Annotated in this window: 17 protein-coding genes; 12 read left to right on the top strand and 5 right to left on the bottom strand. The window is 70.9% G+C overall.

Going from position 1 to position 17,741, the window contains the following annotated elements; translation table 11 throughout:
- The 8 genes from ACFT7S_RS09715 to ACFT7S_RS09680 all read left to right on the top strand — a co-directional run.
- Window positions 1–937, top strand: a 937-nt coding sequence (locus ACFT7S_RS09715; protein ID WP_382729211.1) for a hypothetical protein, incomplete at its 5' end; no start/stop codon positions are given.
- Between the two features lie 70 nt (window positions 938–1,007).
- Entirely contained in the window at window positions 1,008–1,664 is a 657-nt protein-coding gene (locus tag ACFT7S_RS09710) for a TetR/AcrR family transcriptional regulator (RefSeq protein WP_382729209.1), read from the top strand.
- 111 nt (window positions 1,665–1,775) lie between these two features.
- Window positions 1,776–3,956, top strand: a complete 2,181-nt coding sequence (locus ACFT7S_RS09705; protein WP_382729206.1) for a molybdopterin oxidoreductase family protein — start codon at window positions 1,776–1,778, stop codon at window positions 3,954–3,956.
- A 135-nt stretch (window positions 3,957–4,091) separates the two neighbouring features.
- On the top strand, window positions 4,092–5,519 hold the full coding sequence (locus tag ACFT7S_RS09700; protein ID WP_382729204.1) for a CitMHS family transporter: 1,428 nt from the start codon (window positions 4,092–4,094) through the stop codon (window positions 5,517–5,519).
- Window positions 5,519–6,769: an MFS transporter gene (locus ACFT7S_RS09695; RefSeq protein ID WP_382729202.1), complete on the top strand. Its 1,251-nt coding sequence runs from the start codon at window positions 5,519–5,521 to the stop codon at window positions 6,767–6,769. The genes ACFT7S_RS09700 and ACFT7S_RS09695 overlap by 1 nt, the downstream gene beginning before the upstream one ends.
- A 135-nt stretch (window positions 6,770–6,904) precedes the next feature.
- Window positions 6,905–8,263, top strand: a complete 1,359-nt coding sequence (locus tag ACFT7S_RS09690) for an ABC transporter ATP-binding protein (protein WP_382729200.1) — start codon at window positions 6,905–6,907, stop codon at window positions 8,261–8,263.
- Window positions 8,264–8,437: 174 nt separating this feature from the next.
- On the top strand, window positions 8,438–9,832 hold the full coding sequence (locus tag ACFT7S_RS09685) for an aldehyde dehydrogenase family protein (protein ID WP_382729198.1): 1,395 nt from the start codon (window positions 8,438–8,440) through the stop codon (window positions 9,830–9,832).
- A 43-nt stretch (window positions 9,833–9,875) separates the two neighbouring features.
- Window positions 9,876–10,955 carry a Zn-dependent alcohol dehydrogenase gene (locus ACFT7S_RS09680; protein ID WP_382729196.1) on the top strand — a complete coding sequence of 360 codons (1,080 nt, stop codon included), beginning with the start codon at window positions 9,876–9,878 and terminating at the stop codon, window positions 10,953–10,955.
- A 19-nt stretch (window positions 10,956–10,974) separates the two neighbouring features.
- On the opposite strand, the gene ppk2 is transcribed toward ACFT7S_RS09680, so the two are convergent.
- Genes ppk2 through ACFT7S_RS09660 form a run of 4 tightly spaced genes read right to left on the bottom strand, consistent with a single transcriptional unit; the run spans window position 10,975 to window position 14,283 of the window.
- The gene (gene ppk2 / locus ACFT7S_RS09675) at window positions 10,975–11,883 is read right to left on the bottom strand and encodes a polyphosphate kinase 2 (protein WP_382729194.1); all 909 of its coding nucleotides are present in this window, start codon (window positions 11,881–11,883) and stop codon (window positions 10,975–10,977) included.
- Entirely contained in the window at window positions 11,849–12,838 is a 990-nt protein-coding gene (locus tag ACFT7S_RS09670; RefSeq protein WP_382729193.1) for a DMT family transporter, read from the bottom strand. The genes ppk2 and ACFT7S_RS09670 overlap by 35 nt, the downstream gene beginning before the upstream one ends.
- 33 nt (window positions 12,839–12,871) lie before the next feature.
- Complete coding sequence (locus tag ACFT7S_RS09665) at window positions 12,872–13,582, bottom strand: ArsR/SmtB family transcription factor (RefSeq protein ID WP_382729239.1); 711 nt, start codon at window positions 13,580–13,582, stop codon at window positions 12,872–12,874.
- Window positions 13,583–13,605: 23 nt separating this feature from the next.
- Window positions 13,606–14,283 carry a TetR/AcrR family transcriptional regulator gene (locus ACFT7S_RS09660; protein WP_382729191.1) on the bottom strand — a complete coding sequence of 226 codons (678 nt, stop codon included), beginning with the start codon at window positions 14,281–14,283 and terminating at the stop codon, window positions 13,606–13,608.
- Between the two features lie 65 nt (window positions 14,284–14,348).
- Between ACFT7S_RS09660 and ACFT7S_RS09655 the strand changes: the two genes are divergently transcribed.
- The 3 genes from ACFT7S_RS09655 to ACFT7S_RS09645 all read left to right on the top strand — a co-directional run bounded on the left by ACFT7S_RS09655 (window position 14,349) and on the right by ACFT7S_RS09645 (window position 16,622).
- Window positions 14,349–15,536 carry an acyl-CoA dehydrogenase family protein gene (locus ACFT7S_RS09655; RefSeq protein WP_382729189.1) on the top strand — a complete coding sequence of 396 codons (1,188 nt, stop codon included), beginning with the start codon at window positions 14,349–14,351 and terminating at the stop codon, window positions 15,534–15,536.
- Between the two features lie 100 nt (window positions 15,537–15,636).
- The gene (locus ACFT7S_RS09650; protein ID WP_382729187.1) at window positions 15,637–15,927 is read left to right on the top strand and encodes a YiaA/YiaB family inner membrane protein; all 291 of its coding nucleotides are present in this window, start codon (window positions 15,637–15,639) and stop codon (window positions 15,925–15,927) included.
- Window positions 15,928–16,001: 74 nt separating this feature from the next.
- On the top strand, window positions 16,002–16,622 hold the full coding sequence (locus ACFT7S_RS09645) for a TetR/AcrR family transcriptional regulator (protein WP_382729185.1): 621 nt from the start codon (window positions 16,002–16,004) through the stop codon (window positions 16,620–16,622).
- Here ACFT7S_RS09645 and ACFT7S_RS09640 read toward each other — a convergent pair.
- Window positions 16,613–17,074: a MaoC family dehydratase gene (locus ACFT7S_RS09640; protein ID WP_382729184.1), complete on the bottom strand. Its 462-nt coding sequence runs from the start codon at window positions 17,072–17,074 to the stop codon at window positions 16,613–16,615. The two genes, ACFT7S_RS09645 and ACFT7S_RS09640, sit on opposite strands and share 10 nt — an antisense overlap.
- A gap of 120 nt (window positions 17,075–17,194) precedes the next feature.
- On the opposite strand from ACFT7S_RS09640, the gene soxR reads away from it, so the two are divergent.
- Window positions 17,195–17,692, top strand: a complete 498-nt coding sequence (soxR, locus tag ACFT7S_RS09635) for a redox-sensitive transcriptional activator SoxR (RefSeq protein ID WP_382729182.1) — start codon at window positions 17,195–17,197, stop codon at window positions 17,690–17,692.
- The last annotated feature ends 49 nt before the right edge of the window (window positions 17,693–17,741 follow it).

Genomic DNA, 17,741 nt, shown 5'->3' with positions numbered 1-17,741 from the left:
CCTCGGCCCCGTCTGGCGTCTGTTCAACCCTCTGCGCACCCTCCACCTCCTCCTCTGCCGCGCACGCGGCCGCGATCCCGTCGTCGGCCGCCCCCTGCCCGCGTACCTCGGCCTGTGGCCGGCCGCCACCGGGCTGCTCGCCTTCACCTGGCTCGAACTCGTCGCCCCCGAACCCGCGTCGAGCAGCGCCCTCCTCCTCTTCCTCACGCTCTACGCCGCATGCCACCTGGTGGGCGCCGCCCGCCACGGCTCCCGTTGGTTCGACCAGGCGGATGCCTTCGAGGTCTACTCCGGCCTGCTCGCCCGCCTCTCCCCACTCGGCCGCCGCCCGGCCGACCGCCGCCTCGTCCTGCGCTCCCCGTTCAACGGTCTCGATGCCACCCCCCGGGCCCCCGGCCTCGTCGCCACCGTCTGCGTCCTGCTCGGTTCCACCGCCTACGACGGCTTCTCCGACGCCCCCTCCTGGATCTCCGCCGTCCAGACCTCCCCGCTCGGCCGCACCACCGCGGGCACCTTCGGACTGCTCGGCGCCGTCGTTCTCGTCGCCGCCCTGTACGCCCTCTGCGCCGGAGCCACCCGACTGATCTGCGGCCCCCTGCCGCACCCCCTCACGGCTTTCGCCCACTCGCTCGTCCCCATCGCCCTGGGCTATCTCGTCGCCCACTACTTCACGCTCTTCGTCACCGAAGGGCCACGCACAGTCATGGTGGCATCCGGCACTGACAGTCCAGTTGGGCCCGAACCGCCCCTGGGGCCGGGCGGGCTCGCCGTCCTCCAGGTCTCCGCCGTCGTCCTCGGTCACGTCCTCGGCGTCATCGCCGCACACGACCGGTCCGTCCGGCTGTTTCCGCCAGGCCGGGCCGTCGCGGGGCAACTGCCCTTGCTCATCCTGATGATCGCGTACACCATCGGAGGGCTGACCCTGCTCATCGCCTGACGGGCCGTAGGTCACCGACTGCCCCGGAGACCCACCGGAGACCGCCCCGGAGAGGAGGCCTCACGGCATCATGGAGCCCGTGCCCCCTGCGAATACCAGCCTCCGCCGCGCCCCCGTGCAGCAGCGCAGCGCCGAACGCCTCGCCCGGATACTCGACGCCTGCGCCCAGCTCCTCGACGAGACGGGTTACGAACAGCTCTCCACCCGGGCCGTCGCCGTGCGCGCCGAGGTGCCCATCGGCTCCGTCTACCGGTTCTTCTCGAACAAGCGGGCCCTGGTCGACGCCCTCGCCCACCGCAACCTGGACAGCTATGCCGAGCGCATCACCTCCCGGCTCTCGGCCATCCCGGCCGACGACTGGCGCGCCGCCATCGATGCCGTGCTCGACGAGTACCTGGCCATGAAGCGTTCGGTCCCCGGCTTCACCCTCGTCGATTTCGGGGCCCCGGCGCCCGCCCAGGACCCTGGCGGCGACGCCAACGTCCGGGTCGCCGGACGGCTGGCCGAACTGCTCGGCGCCCACCTCGGCCGCATCCCGGACGAGGACCTGCTCCGCATGATCCTCGTCTGTGTCGAGGCCGCCGACGCGCTGTTCCAGCTGGCCTTCCGTATCGAACCGACCGGCGATCCGGCCATCGTCGATGAGACGCGTCACCTGCTCCGCTCGTACCTCGCCCCCGCCCTCGACCGACAGGGCCCCGAGCCCCAGGGGCACCCGACGGGGTAGACGAACCGAGCACGTCCGCAGGATTGGTGCCGCCGACACCTCCCCACCATCCGTACCGGTCGGTATGCTCACCCCTGTCCGTGTGCCGCCATTGCTCACCGGGGAGGACCCATGTCCACCAACTCCCGTACCGCTCTGCGTATCTGCCCCCTCTGTGAGGCCACCTGCGGACTCACCCTCACGATCGAGGGGACCTCCGTCACCGGCGCCAGAGGTGACCGGGACGATGTCTTCAGCCAGGGGTTCATCTGCCCCAAGGGAGCCGCCTTCGGCGGGCTCGACGCCGACCCCGACCGGCTGCGCACACCCCTGGTCCGTAGCGACGGGGTTCTGCGGGAGGCGAGCTGGGAAGAGGCGTTCGACGCGATCGCCGCCCACATCCCGGCGCTGATCGAGGAGTACGGGCCGCAGGGTGTCGGAGTCGTCCTCGGCAACCCCAATGTGCACACGATGGCCGGCGCGCTATACCCGCCCGTCCTGCTCAAGACGCTCCGCACGCGCAACGTCTTCACCGCGAGCACGCTCGACCAGATGCCCAAGCACGTCGCCTCCGGACTGCTCTTCGGTGACGCCAACGCCATCGCGGTGCCGGACCTCGACCGCACCGACCATCTGCTGCTCATCGGCGCCAACCCGCTCGAATCCAACGGCAGCCTCTGCACCGCTCCCGACTTCCCGGGCAGGCTCAAGGCCTTGCGGCGGCGTGGCGGCACCCTCACCGTCATCGACCCGCGCCGCACCAGGACCGCGCGGCTCGCCGACCGTCACCTCGCGATCCGGCCAGGCGCCGACGCGCTGTTCCTCGCCGCACTCGCCCACGTCCTCGTCGAGGAGAAGCTCGCCCACCCCGGCCCGCTCACCGAGCACCTCGAAGGCCTCGGTGAACTCACCGAAGCCCTCAAGGACTTCACCCCGGAAGCGGTCACCGCGGTCTGCGACATCGACGCCGCCACCATCCGTACGATCGCCCGCGAACTGGCCGCCGCCCCCACCGCCGCCGTGTACGGGCGCATCGGGAGCTGCACCGTCGAGCACGGCACCCTCGCCAGCTGGCTCGTCGACGTCCTCAACATCCTCACCGGCAACCTCGACCGCCCCGGCGGCGCACTCTTCCCCCTCGCCGCCACCGCCCGGGCGCCCCGCCCCGCCGCGCCCGGCAAAGGCTTTGCCCTCGGCCGCTGGGCGAGCCGGGTCTCCGGGCACCCCGAGGCCAAGGGTGAACTCCCCATCGCCGCACTCTCCGAGGAGATCGAGACCCCGGGGGAGGGCCGTATCCGCGCCCTGCTCGTGCTCGCCGCCAACCCCGTCCTCTCCGCCCCCGACGGCAACCGCCTCGACCGGGCGCTCGCCGAGGGGCTCGACTTCATGGTCAGCGTCGACCCGTATCTCAACGAGACCTCGCGCCACGCGGATGTCGTACTGCCGCCGCCCCCGCCCTCGCAGAGCGCCCATTTCGACTTCGCGTTCAACTCCTTCGCGGTGCGCAACCAGGTCCGCTACACCCGCCCGGCCGTTCCCCTGGAGGCGGACCGGATGGACGAGAGCGAGATCCTTGCCCGGCTCGTGCTCGCCGTCGGCGGGATGCACGGCGCTCCGCCCCACGCGGTCGACGACCTGGTCATTGACACCGCCCTTGCCGCGGCCGGGGCGCCGAAGGAACTCGCGGGCGACCTGTCCGGATCGACCGGACCCGAACGGCGCCTCGATCTGATGCTGCGCCTCGGCCCGTACGACCTCACCCTGGACCAGCTCCTCGCCCATCCGCACGGCATCGACCTCGGCCCCCTGGAGCCCCGCGTTCCGCAGCTCCTGAAGACCCGCAGCGGGCGCATCGAGCTGTTCCCGGCGCCGATCGCCGCCGATCTGCCCCGGCTCCGGCGGGCGCTGGACCAGGAACCGGCCGGGCTCGTCCTCATCGGCCGCCGTCATCTGCGCTCCAACAACAGCTGGATGCACAACGTCGCCGCCCTGAGCGGTGGCTCGAACGTCTGCACGCTTCAGATCCACCCCGACGACGCGGCCCGCATCGGCCTCGTGGACGGCGCCACCGCCCGTATCACGGCGGCCGGAGGCGAGATCGAGGCGCCGACGGAGATCACGGACGCGGTACGGGCGGGTGTGGTGAGCCTGCCGCACGGCTGGGGGCACAACCGGCCCGGCACCCGGATGTCCGTCGCCTCGGCCGCCCCCGGCGTCAATGTGAACCAGCTGCTCGACGGCACGCTCCTCGACCCGCTGTCCGGCACCGCCGTACTCAACGCCATACCGGTGTCCGTGACCCCCATTGCCTAGCATCAAGTCGTTGACCTGGGGTTTTGCTCGTATTGCTCACACGTCAACATCTTGTTAACGCCGTAACGGGAGCCCTAACGTCATCCGAACCGCCGACTCCGGTGGGAGTTCAAAGGTGAACGTGAGGTACCCCACATGCTGACAATCCTCGGATTTGCCATGATCGCGACCTTCCTGGTCCTGATCATGACGAAGAAGATGTCGCCGATCGCGGCGCTGGTTCTGATCCCCGCACTGTTCTGCGTCGCCGTCGGACAGGGAGCGAAGCTCGGCGACTACGTCATCGAAGGCGTCGGAAATCTCGCGCCGACCGCGGCGATGCTCATGTTCGCCATCGTCTACTTCGGCGTGATGATCGACGTCGGCCTCTTCGATCCGATCGTCCGGGGCATCCTGCGGTTCTGCAAGGCGGACCCGCTTCGGATCGTCGTCGGTACGGCGGTGCTGGCGGCGATCGTCTCGCTGGACGGCGACGGCTCCACCACGTTCATGATCACCGTCTCGGCGATGTATCCGCTCTACAAGCGCCTCAAGATGAGCCTGGTCGTGATGACCGGTGTGGCGGCCACCGCGAACGGTGTCATGAACACCCTTCCCTGGGGCGGGCCCACCGCCCGCGCCGCGACCGCCCTCAAGCTGGACGCGGGCGACATCTTCGTGCCGATGATTCCGGCGCTCGCCGTCGGACTGCTCGCCGTCTTCATCCTGGCGTTCGTGCTCGGACGCCGTGAGCGCAAGCGGCTCGGCACGCTCTCCCTCGACGACGTGCTCGTCACGGAATCCGAGACCGTGCTGGTCGGTGCGGGCGGCGGCAGCGACCGGCTCAGCAAGGGCTCCGAATCGGGCTCCGGCGGTACGGACGCGGAGCTGCCGGCCACCGGCGCGGCAGACGAGGGCAGTGAGGACGAGGACGACGAGGAGTTCAAGGGCCTCGATCCCAACCGCGCCACGCTGCGCCCCAAGCTCTACTGGTTCAACGCCGGTCTCACCGTCGCCCTGCTGACCGCGATGATCATGGAACTGATGCCGATCCCGGTGCTCTTCCTGCTGGGCGCGGCGCTCGCCCTCACGGTCAACTTCCCCCACATGCCCGACCAGCGGGCCCGCATCGCCGCCCACGCCGACAACGTCCTCAACGTCGCCGGCATGGTCTTCGCCGCCGCCGTCTTCACCGGCGTCCTCACCGGCACCGGCATGGTCGAGCACATGGCCGACTGGCTCGTCAGCGCCATCCCCGAGGGCATGGGCCCGCACATGGCCATCGTCACCGGTGTACTGAGCCTTCCGCTGACGTACTTCATGTCCAACGACGGCTTCTACTTCGGCGTCGTCCCCGTCCTCGCCGAGGCGGGTGCCGCCCACGGCGTCTCCCCGCTGGAGATCGCCCGCGCCTCCCTGGTCGGCCAGGCACTCCACATGTCGTCCCCGCTCGTCCCGGCCGTCTATGTCCTCGTCGGCATGGCGAAGGTCGAGTTCGGCGACCACACCAAGTTCACCGTCAAGTGGGCCGCGCTCACCTCGCTGGTGGTGCTCGGCGCCGGAATCCTCTTCGGCATCATCTGATGGACGCCCGATCCGGGCCCGGCAGGAGCTGGCTGCTGCGCCTCGTCATCGCCTTCTCGTTCGCGCAGGGGGCCGTGTCGATGGCGCGGCCCGCCGTCTCCTACCGGGCCCTTTCGCTCGGTGCGGACGAGCGGGCGATCGGCGTGATCACGGGCGTGTACGCGCTGCTTCCGCTCTTCGCCGCCGTACCCCTGGGCCGCCGCACGGACCACGGCCGGTGCGCCCCGCTGCTGCCGGTCGGCGTGATCCTGATCGCGGGCGGCTGCGCGCTCAGCGGTACGGCGGGCTCCCTCACGGCGATGGCGGCCTGGAGCGGGGTGATGGGGCTCGGTCATCTCTGTTTCGTGATCGGCGCGCAGTCGATCGTCGCCCGGCAGTCGGCCCCCGCCGAGCAGGACCGCAACTTCGGGCACTTCACCATCGGGGCCTCGCTCGGCCAGCTCATCGGCCCGATCGCCGCCGGTTACGTCATCTCCGCGGGCGACGGCGTCATGGCCCGTACCAGCGCACTCGCTCTCGTCGTCTCGGCGGCCGTGGCCACCCTCTCCTTCGTCTCCCTCTGGCGCATCGAACACCGCGCCCCCTCCCGGCCCCCCGAGGACCGGGCGGCGAAGGTACCCGTCGGCCGCATCCTGCGTACGCGAGGGGTTCCCGCGGGCATCTTCATCAGCCTCGCCGTGCTCTCCGCCACCGACATCCTCACGGCCTATCTGCCCGTCGTCGGCGAGCAACGCTCCATCGCGCCCGCCACCATCGGCCTGCTCCTCAGCCTCCGGGCCGCCGCCACGATCGCGTGCCGTCTGGTGATGACGCCGATGCTCCGGCTCCTCGGCCGCACGGCCCTGCTCACCACGACCTGTCTGCTCGCCGGACTTCTCTGCGCGGGCATCGCCCTGCCCGTCCCGGTGTGGGTGCTCGCCGTGATGCTCGCCGTACTCGGCTTCTGCCTCGGTGTCGGACAGCCCCTGTCGATGACCACGGTCGTCCAGGCCGCCCCGGAGCGGGCCCGCTCCACCGCGCTCGCCCTGCGGCTGACCGGAAACCGGCTGGGGCAGGTGGCGGCCCCGGCGTCCGCCGGGCTGGTCGCGGGATTCGCGGGCACCGCGGCGCCGTTCGTGATGCTCGGAGCGCTGCTCCTCGGAGCGGCGGGCCTCGGTGTACGGGGCGGTGGCGGCCGGTCCGCCGGTGGGGAGCCCGCCGGGCCCGTACGGCACACCGCGCACACCCCCACGAACCGGAACCCCATCTGACACTTGCGGCCCGCCGGATCACGCTTGCCCCAACCTTCGCGCGAGTCATTCCCACACCCCGTCCAGTGGGCTAACTTCAGGCCACGCAGCCGCTCTCTGCCGCGCGTTCCCTTCACCCTGCCGGGCGGACAACCCATGACTCGCGCCATCTCCCTGCACCATGTCAGCAAGGCCTACGGACGGGCTCCGCGCGCCGTCGACAACCTCTCGCTCTCCATCGAGCCCGGGGAGTTCGTGGTGCTGCTGGGCCCCTCGGGCTGCGGGAAATCGACCGTGCTCCGCATGATCGCGGGCCTGGAGGAGGTCACCGACGGAGAGCTGCTGCTCGACGGTGAACCGGCGAACGACATGCCCCCGAGCGAGCGCGGCATGGCCATGGTGTTCCAGAACTTCGCGCTCTACCCGAGCATGACCAATCGAGCCAACATCGGCTTCCCGCTGAAGCTGGAGCATCCCCGCCAGGACCACAGCGAACGCATCGAGTCCACGGCCCGCATGCTGGGCATCGAGAGCGTGCTGGACCGTTACCCGGCCCAGCTCTCCGGTGGTGAGCGCCAGCGCGTCGCCATGGGGCGGGCCATCTCGCGCAGACCGTCCGCCTTCCTGATGGACGAGCCGCTCTCCAATCTCGACGCCAAGCTGCGCAACCATCTGCGGGCCGAAATATCGCAGCTGACAGCCGAGTTGGGTGTCACCACGGTGTACGTGACGCACGACCAGGCGGAGGCGATGTCGCTCGGGCACCGGGTGGCCGTGATGCGCGGGGGAGTGCTCCAGCAGGTGAGCACACCGCGCGAGGTCTACGCCCTGCCGGAGAACGTGTTCGTCGCCGCGTTCATCGGCACCCCGCGCATCAATCTGCTCCGCGCCGTGGTCCACGCCCCGCTGGAGGGGCGCATGTCGATCGATCTCGGCCGGCAGCGGCTCGCGCTGCCCGAACCGCTCAGTGCCGACCATCAGTTGCTCCGCATCCAGCAGGGCCGCGACATCATTGTGGGGCTGCGCTCCGAGGCGGTGCGGATCGCGCCGCCCAGCCATGCCCGTCCCGGCGAGGTCGCCCTCAGCGGCATCGTCGAGCATGTGGAGTACCAGGGGCACGAGGCGCTCGTCCACCTCAACACCGGATCGCAGCCGGCCGTGGTGCCCGAGCTGGAATCGGCCCGGCCGCAGCCGAGTGTGCGGCGGCGTCGTGCGGGTGGCGGTGGCGGTACGGGCGTGGGAGTTCTGGAGCGGCTTCGGGAGCGGGCCACCGGGCACGTCAGCGGGCCCGTTGTCGTCCTCGACGAGCCGGAGCCCGAGCGGCAGGCTCCGCGCAGCCCCGACCGGCCGGCGCTCGCGGCCGGCGACCTCGTGGTCCGTACGGGGCCCGATATGCGGTTGCGGCGGGGTGGGCAGGTGCCGCTGCTGGTCGACCTGGCGCACCTGTACGTCTTCGATCAGCAGGGGCGACGGATCTGTCCGTTGCCGCGGGATGTGCCGGGACTGGACGTGTAGGGCGGGTGTGGCGCGGCCCGTGGCCGGCCGTTGTTGTCGCACGGGGGCCGGGAGTGACGGGCGTCTCCGGCGGGTCCCTGGCGCCCAAAAACTAACGGCGCTAGTTTGGGGTCGGACGGCGGCCGTACGACGGACGACTTCGGCGGTACGCGGCGCGAACCCGGGAGGAAACCCATGAAGGCCCATGACGGGATGTACATCGGCGGCCAGTGGCGCCCGGCCGAGGGGCCGGACACGATCGCGGTCGTGAATCCGGCGGACGAGCAGGTCATCGGCCATGTCCCGGCGGGCACGGCGGCGGACGTCGACGCTGCGGTACGTGCCGCCCGCGCGGCATTCCCCGCCTGGGCCGCCACCCCGCCCACCGAGCGCGCCGCACGGATCGCCGCCCTGCGCGACGTCCTGGCCGCCCGGAAGGACGAGATCGCCGAGACCGTCACCGCGGAGCTCGGCGCACCGCTCGCCCTCTCGCAGGCGGTGCACGCGGGGGTACCGGTCCTGGTCGCCGGTTCGTACGCCGAGCTGGCCGCCACGTACTCCTTCGAGGAGAAGCTGGGCAACTCCACCGTCCTGCTGGAGCCCGTCGGCGTCGTCGGCGCCATCACCCCCTGGAACTACCCCCTCCACCAGATCGTCGCCAAGGTCGCCCCCGCGCTCGCGGCAGGCTGCACGGTCGTCCTCAAGCCCGCCGAGGACACCCCGCTCACCGCCCAGCTCTTCGCCGAGGCCATCGAGGAGGCCGGGCTGCCCGCCGGTGTCTTCAACCTCGTCACCGGTCTCGGCCCGGTCGCCGGCCAGGCGCTCGCCGAGCACGAGGGCGTCGACCTGGTCTCGTTCACCGGGTCCACGGCCGTCGGCCGGCAGATCGGTGCCACCGCGGGCGCCGCGGTCAAGCGCGTCGCGCTGGAGCTCGGCGGCAAGTCGGCCAACGTGATCCTGCCGGGCGCCGACCTCGCCAAGGCGGTCAACGTGGGCGTCGCCAACGTGATGTCCAACTCCGGCCAGACGTGCAGCGCGTGGACCCGGATGCTCGTCGACGGCGAGCGGTACGAGGAGGCCGTCGCCCTCGCGGCGGCAGCGGTCGCCAAGTACGTCCCCGGTGAGCGGGTCGGACCGCTCGTCAACGCCAAGCAGCAGGCCCGGGTGCGGGGCTACATCGAGAAGGGCATCGAGGAGGGCGCCAGGCTCGTAGCCGGCGGCCCCGAAGCGCCGCACGCGAGGGGCTACTACGTCAGCCCCACCGTGTTCGCCGATGTCACTACCGAGATGACCATCGCCCAGGAGGAGATCTTCGGCCCGGTCCTCTCGATCCTGAAGTACGAGGACGTCGACGACGCCCTCCGTATCGCCAACGACACCGTGTACGGGCTGGCCGGGGCCGTCTGGGCCGCCGACGACGCCGAAGCCATCGCCTTCGCCCGCCGGATGGACACCGGGCAGGTCGACGTCAACGGCGGCAGGTTCAACCCGCTGGCCCCGTTCGGTGGTTACAAGCAGTCCGGCGTCGGTCGCGAGCTGGGCCCGCACGGTCTTGCCGAGTACCTCCAGACCAAGTCCCTCCAGTTCTGACCTGTCCGTCCGCCCGCCCTCCCGATCATCGAGGAGACTGTTCGTGGTCCGCGCCGCTGTACTGCCCGCCGTCGGAGCTCCGCTGGAGATCACCGACATCGAACTCCCGGAGCCCGGCCCCGGCCAGGTGCGGGTGCGCCTCGCCGCCGCCGGGGTCTGCCACTCCGACCTGTCCCTCTCCAACGGCACGATGCGGGTCCCGGTCCCCGCCGTCCTCGGCCATGAGGGCGCCGGAACGGTCGTCGCGGTCGGCGAGGACGTCACGCATGTCGCACCCGGCGACGGTGTCGTCCTCAACTGGGCGCCGTCCTGCGGGAGCTGCCACCACTGCGGGATCGGCGAGGTCTGGCTCTGCGCCAACGCCCTGAAGGGCGCGGCGAACATCCACGCGCGCACCGCCGACGGCACGGAACTCCACCCGGGCCTGAACGTGGCGGCCTTCGCCGAGGAGACCGTCGTCGCCGCGAACTGCGTCCTGCCGTCCCCGGCCGGGATTCCGCTCACCGACGCGGCCCTGCTCGGCTGCGCGGTCCTCACCGGATACGGGGCGGTCCACCACTCCGCCCGGGTCCGCGCGGGCGAGAGCGTCGTCGTGTTGGGGATCGGCGGGGTCGGTCTCGCTGTGCTCCAGGCCGCCCGGATCGCCGGAGCGTCGAAGATCATCGCCGTCGACGTCTCGCCGGAGAAGGAGGACCTGGCCCGGCGGGCCGGAGCCACGGACTACGTCATCGCGTCCGACCGGACCGCGAAGGAGATCCGTGGCCTCACCGCCGGGCAGGGCGCGGACGTCGCGGTGGAGTGCGTCGGCCGCCCGGCCACCATCCGCGCCGCCTGGGACTCCACCCGCCGCGGCGGCCGGACCACGGTCGTCGGCATCGGCGGCAAGGACCAGGAGGTGACCTTCAACGCGCTGGAGATCTTCCACTGGGGCCGGTCACTGACAGGCTGCGTGTACGGGAACAGCGACCCGGAGCGCGACCTGCCCGTCCTCGCCGAACACATCCGCGCGGGCCGCTTCGACCTCTCCATGATGGTCACCGAACGGATCGCCCTGGACGGCATCCCGGCGGCCTTCGACAACATGATCGCGGGCAAGGGCGGCCGGGCCCTGGTGGTGTTCTAGACCTGCCCGGTCCGGGCCCTCAGGAGCCTTGCCCCACCTCGGCCAGGCCAGGGGTGAGCAGCCGTGCGTCCATCTCGCCCTGCTCGAAGAGCCGGGAGGCCGGGCCCACGATCAGCGGGTCCGGCACGCCGATCGCGGACACGTCCCTGCCCGGGTAGTCGAAGCGGGCCAGGACGTGCCGCATCGCTTCGAGCCGGGCGCGCTTCTTGTCGTTGCTCTTCACCACGGTCCACGGGGAGTCCGCCGTGTCCGTGTGGAAGAGCATCAGCTCCTTGGCCTCCGTGTAGGCGTCCCACTTGTCCAGCGAGGCGAGGTCGACCGGGCTCAGCTTCCACCGCCGTACCGGGTCGCTCTGACGGACCATGAACCGCTTGCGCTGCTCGTTGCGGGAGACCGAGAACCAGAACTTCACCAGGCGGATGCCGTCGCGCGCGAGCATGCGCTCGAAGCCCGGTGCCTGGTGCATGAATTCCAGGTACTCGCGGGTGGTGCAGAACCCCAGCACCCGTTCCACACCTGCCCGGTTGTACCAGGAGCGGTCGAACAGCACGATCTCCCCGGCGCTCGGCAGATGCGCCACATAGCGCTGGAAGTACCACTGGGTCCGCTCGCGCTCCGTGGGCTTCTCCAGTGCCACCACGCGCGCCCCACGAGGGTTGAGGTTCTCGGTGAACCGCTTGATCGTGCCGCCCTTGCCCGCCGCGTCACGCCCCTCGAAGAGGATCACGAGCCGTTCGTCGTGTTCCTTCACCCAGTGCTGGAGCTTGAGCAGCTCGATCTGCAGGACGCGCTTGGTCTTCTCGTAGTCCCGCCGGGTCAGTTTGCGGTCGTACGGATAGTTCTCGCGCCAGGCGTCCCTGTCGGGCCCGTCGGGTGTCACCAGCGCCGCCGGGCTACGGCCGGTCGGCTTGCTCTCGCTCGGCGTCATGACGAGATCCCTCCACCGGCCGGGCCGGATTCGACGGCTTCAGGCCAGTCTGCGGACGCCGCCGGGAGACCGCCACCCCGGCCAGGCAGAGAAGGCCGCCGCCGATGGTGAGGAGCGCGGGCACCTCGTCGAGGAGCAGCCACGCCATGAGCACCACGAGCGCGGGCACCGCGTAGGTCGTCGCGCCCATCCGCCCTGCGGTGGTGCGGGCCAGCGCGTAGGCCCAGGTGGTGAAGGCCAGCGCGGTCGGGAAGACACCCAGATACACCATGTTCAGGGTTGCCGACAGGGGGGCGTCGGCGGCCTCGGAGACCAGCACACCGGAGAACGGCAGACAGGCGACCGTACCGATCAGACAGCCGAAGGTGGTGACCTGGAGGGCGGTGCCGTGCCGGAGCGCGGGCTTCTGACTCACCACACCACCCGCGTACGCCACGGCGGCCAGCAGACAGAGCAGCACCCCGAGCACCGACGAACGACCGTGCCCCGACATGGAGAGCCCGACGACCGCGGCCCCCGCGAACGACACGCCCATGCCGACCAGCAGGCGGCGCGGCAGCCCCTCACCGAGCAGCCGGGCACCCAGCAGCGCGATCAGGATCGGCCCGATGTTGACCACCATCGCGGCGGTCCCGGCGTCGACCTCCTGCTCGCCCCAGTTGAGCACCACCATGTACAGCCCGAACCAGAGCAGTCCGGACCCGATGATCCCGGGCCACGCGGCACGGGAGGGCAGCCCCTCGCGGCGTACGAGACAGATCGCACCCAGCACCAGCGTGCCCGCGAGCAGCCGGCCGAGCGCCAGCGCGCCGGGCGAGTACGCCTCGCCCGCGCTGCGGATGGAGACGAAGGCGGACGCCCAGAGCAGCACCGTGGTGCAGGCCGCGGCGGGGGCGCGCCAGTCGCGGGCGGATATCGTCCCGGCGGTCGGCGGCGCGGTCGGTGTCGTTGTCATGCGCTCGACGGTAAGGCCCGGACGCTTCGGCACCTACCGAATAGTTGCCGCCTCGATCCCGAGCAGCTCGGCCAGGGCCCGTTCCCCGTCCGGCGTCGCCTTCACGGCGCGCCCCGAGCCGATCCGTACGCACCAGCCGGTGTCCAGCGCGTGCCGGCACAGGGCGGCGCCCGCGATACCGGCCAGATGCGGCCTGCGCTCCGTCCAGTCCAGGCAGGCCCGTACGAGCGGCCGACGCGTCCCCGACTCCAGGCCGATACCCAGGGAGCCGAACCAGCCGAGCCCTTCGTCGGTCAGCGCGAACCCGGTGTCCTGCCGCAGCAGCCCCCGTACGGTCATCGCTTCGGTGATCCTGATGCCGAGCCGCCCCGCGAGATGGTCGTAACAGGTGCGGCCCCGGGCCAGCGCGCTGCTGACACTCGCGGCGCGCAGGGTACGCGGCCGTTCCCGGCCGTCAGGGACGACCTGGGCGGCGAGCTCCTCGACGAGGTGCGCGACGCGTTCGTCGGCCAGGCGCACATAGCGGTGGCGGCCCTGCCGCTCCTCGGCCAGCAGTCCGCCCGCGACCAGTTTCCCCAGGTGCTCGCTGGTGGTGGACGGTGCCACTCCGGCGTGGCGGGCCAGCTCACCGGCGGTCCAGGCGCGCCCGTCGAGCAGGGCGAGGCAGAACGAGGCGCGGGTCTCGTCGGCGAGCAGCGCGGCGAGCGCCGCCAGCCGGGGCGCGGCCGGATCGGGGGGTGTCATGCGTGCCATACGACCAGGATGCGTCAGCCGCGGTTCGGTGAGCGCCGAACCGTGCCACCGCCCTGCACCATCTGCTCGTACTGGAGGGCGAGACCGTCGAGCAGCGCCCGCAGACCGGTCTCGAAGGCGCCCTCGTCGACCTGCTGGCGGCGGTCGGCCAGCAGGTGGGCCTGGCCCAGGTGCGGATAGTCGGTGGGGTCGTACGCCGTCTCGTCGTCGACGAATCCGCGGGCGAACGAACCGAGCGCCGAGCCGGTCACGAAGTACCGCGTCAGCGCGCCGATGTACGTCGCCTGGGCGGGCGGCCAGCCCGCGCGGACCATGCCGCCGAAGGCGGCGTCGGCGACCCGCAGACCGGCCGGGCGGCGGCCGGGGCCCTGGGCGAGTACCGGGACGATGTGCGGATGCGCGGCGAGGGCCGCGCGGTAGGAGACCGCCCAGTCGTGCAGCGCGGCGGCCCAGTCGCGGGGATCGGACTCGTCGAACATCGACAGATCGACCTGCGCGGAGACGCTGTCGGCCACCGCGTCGAGGATCTCGTCCTTGTTGCGGAAGTGGTTGTAGAGCGAGGGCCCGCTGACCCCGAGTTCGGCGGCGAGGCGTCGTGTCGAGACGGCGTCGAGCCCCTCGGAGTCCACGAGAGCGCCCGCGGCTTCGATGATGCGTTCTCTGCTGAGGAGGGGCTTGCGCGGTCGGGCCATGCGGCACATAGTAGGGCCTGCAAGCAAGAAACTAGCAGTGCTAATTAAAAGTGGAGTGGCGCAGGATGAACCTGGAGCTGAGCGAGGAGCAGGAAGCGGTCAGGCAGCTCGCCGTGGACTTCGTGGCGCGCGAGATCACCCCGCACGTCGTCGAGTGGGACCGGGCCGAGAATGTCGACAGGTCGATCGTGAAGAAGCTGGGCGCCCTCGGCTTCCTCGGGCTGACCGTCCCGGAGGAGTACGGCGGCTCGGGCGGCGACCACCTGGCGTACTGCCTGGTCACCGAGGAGCTCGGACGCGGCGACTCCTCGGTGCGCGGCATCGTCTCCGTCTCGCTGGGCCTGGTCGCCAAGACCATCGCCTCCTGGGGTGACGAGGAGCAGAAGCGGCAGTGGCTGCCGCGGCTCACGTCGGGCGAGGCGATCGGCTGCTTCGGCCTCACCGAGCCGGGCACGGGCTCCGACGCCGGAAACCTGGCGACGAAGGCCGTGTTCGATGGAGGGGGCACCTCCCGCTCGAGCGGAGCCGGGAGTGGGGGAGACTACGTCATCAACGGCACCAAGATGTTCATCACCAACGGCACCTGGGCCGACGTGGTGCTCCTCTTCGCCCGCACCAACGACACCCCCGGCCACAAGGGCGTCTCCGCCTTCCTCGTACCCACCGACACCCCCGGGCTGAGCCGTCGCACCATCCACGGCAAGCTCGGCCTGCGCGGCCAGGCCACCGCCGAAGTGGTGCTGGAGGACGTCCGGGTGCCCGCGTCCGCACTCATGGGCCCCGAGGGCAAGGGCTTCTCGATCGCCATGAGCGCGCTGACCAAGGGCCGGATGTCGGTCGCCGCGGGCTGTGTGGGCATCGCCCAGGCCGCCCTGGACGCGGCCGTGCGCTACGCGGGCGAGCGCGAGCAGTTCGGCAAGCCCATCGCGGGCTACCAGCTGGTCCAGGAGCTGATCAGCGACATCTCCGTGGACGTCGACGCGGCCCGCATGCTGACCTGGCGGGTCGCCGACCTCGTCGACCGCGGCCAGGACTTCGCGACCGCGGCGTCCACGGCCAAGCTCTTCGCCTCCGAGGCGGCCGTCCGGGCGGCCAACAACGCCCTCCAGGTCTTCGGGGGTTACGGCTACATCGACGAGTACCCGGTCGGCAAGCTGGTCCGGGACGCCCGGGTGATGACGCTCTACGAGGGCACCAGCCAGATTCAGAAGCTCATCATCGGCCGCGCTCTGACAGGGGTCTCCGCCTTCTGACCGCCGTATACGCCGGCGCGCCACTCGAACGGCCGTCTGAGTACCGGGCTGAGTATCCGGACCGATGTGGTCCGTGTCACCGCCCCCGAAGCTGGGGCACATGAGTGAGACAACTTCGGTCAAGCAGCAGGGCACCGCGGCCTTCTACGGTCAGGCCGTCGCCTCCTTCGGGGTGGCGATGGGTTCGGTGGCCCTCGGAATCTTCTTCCTCGACGCGGACGGCTGGGTGCGCGGCTTCCTCGCCATCGGCGTCCTCTACCTCGTCACTTCGTGCTTCACTCTGGCCAAGGTCATCAGGGACCGCCAGGAGGCGGGTCAGCTGGTCAGCCGGGTCGACCAGGCCAGGCTGGAGAAGATCCTCGCCGAACACGACCCCTTCCAGAAGCTCTGACACTCCAGACCCCTAAGCGCTTGCTCAGGATCGGGGTATGGTGTTCGTCCTGCCGATGGAAGGGGCAAGTGACGATGAGCACGGCGGAGGACACCGGCGACGAAACGCCGTGGGGCGAGGTCACGCCCGAGGCGGCGCGGCGACTTCTCGTCGCCGCCGTCGAAGCCTTTGCCGAGCGCGGGTACCACGCGACGACCACCCGTGACATCGCCGGCCGGGCGGGAATGAGCCCGGCCGCCCTCTACATCCACTACAAGACCAAGGAAGAGCTGCTCCACCGGATCAGCAGGATCGGTCACGACCGCGCCCTGGCTCTCCTGGAGGTCGAGGCCGGCAGTGACGGTTCGGCGGCGGAGCGGCTCGCAGGCGCCGTACGGTCCTTCGTCCGGTGGCACGCCGAGCGGTACACCACGGCGCGCGTCGTGCAGTACGAACTCGACGCGCTGGCCGACGAGCACCGCACCGAGATCATCGAACTGCGCAGGCAGAGCGACGCCGTGGTGCGCCGGATCATCAGCGAAGGCGTGGCGGCGGGGGAGTTCGACGTCCCCGACGTCCCCGGCACCACGCTCGCCGTGCTGTCCCTCTGCATCGACGTGGCGCGCTGGTTCAACGCTCAGGGCAGCCGGACGCCCGACGAGGTCGGCGCACTCTACGCCGACCTCGTCCTGCGGATGGTCGCGGCTCAGAAGTAGTAGCGGGACACCGACTCCGCGACACAGGCGGGCTTGTCGCCGCCCTCGCGCTCGATCGTGACCACGGCGGTGACCTGCACGCCGCCGCCCGCCTCCTCGACGCTCTTGAGCACGGCGGTGGCGCGCAGGCGCGAACCCACCGGGACGGTCGAGGGGAAGCGCACCTTGTTGCTGCCGTAGTTGATGCCCATCTTCATGCCCTCGACACGCATGACCTGCGGGACGAGCGCGGGCAGGAGCGAGAGCGTCAGATAACCGTGCGCGATCGTCGTACCGAAGGGCCCGGCGGCCGCGCGCTCGGGGTCCACGTGAATCCACTGGTGGTCGCCGGTGGCCTCGGCGAACTGGTCGATCCGCTTCTGCTCGATCTCCAGCCACTCACTGTGGCCCAGCTGCTCACCCACTCCGTCGCGCAGCTCCTGTGCGGACGTGAAGATCTTCGGCTCTGCCATGTTCCTGGTCCCTGCCTTCCGGCTCACTCGCCCTGGACGGGCGCCCTGATGTCTAAGCGCTTGCTCAGCATCCTTGGGTGAGTGCTGTCCTGTCAACGGACGACCAGTAGGGTTCGAGAGGTGCCACAGATCCCGCAGACACTCCACGAACTCACGGTCGGCCAGCTCTCCGCACGTAGCGGCGCCGCCGTCTCGGCCCTGCACTTCTACGAGGCCAAGGGCCTGATCAGCAGCCGGCGCACCAGCGGCAACCAGCGCCGCTACACCAGGGACGCTCTGCGCCGCGTCGCGTTCGTACGCGCGGCCCAGCGCGTCGGCATTCCGCTGGCCACCATCCGGGACGCGCTCGCCGAACTGCCCGAGGAGCGCACCCCCAACCGTGACGACTGGGCGCGGCTCTCCGAGGCGTGGCGCACCGAACTGGACGAACGCATCAAGCAGTTGGGCCAGTTGCGCGACCACCTCACCGACTGCATCGGCTGCGGCTGCCTCTCGCTGGAGGCCTGTGTGCTCTCCAACCCGAACGACATCTCCGGCGAGCGGATGACGGGCTCGCGCCTGATGTCCGAGCGCAGGAAGCCGCAGCCCGCGAAGGGTGCGGGGGAGGCGTGCGCATAGGGGGTCACGACGCCCTCTGGTAGCGTCGTGCTCTTCGGTCGGCGGCAGT

The organism is Streptomyces sp. NPDC057136 (assembly GCF_042670885.1).
Classification (GTDB): Bacteria; Actinomycetota; Actinomycetes; order Streptomycetales; family Streptomycetaceae; genus Streptomyces.
This window is presented reverse-complemented; position numbering and strand designations above follow the sequence as displayed.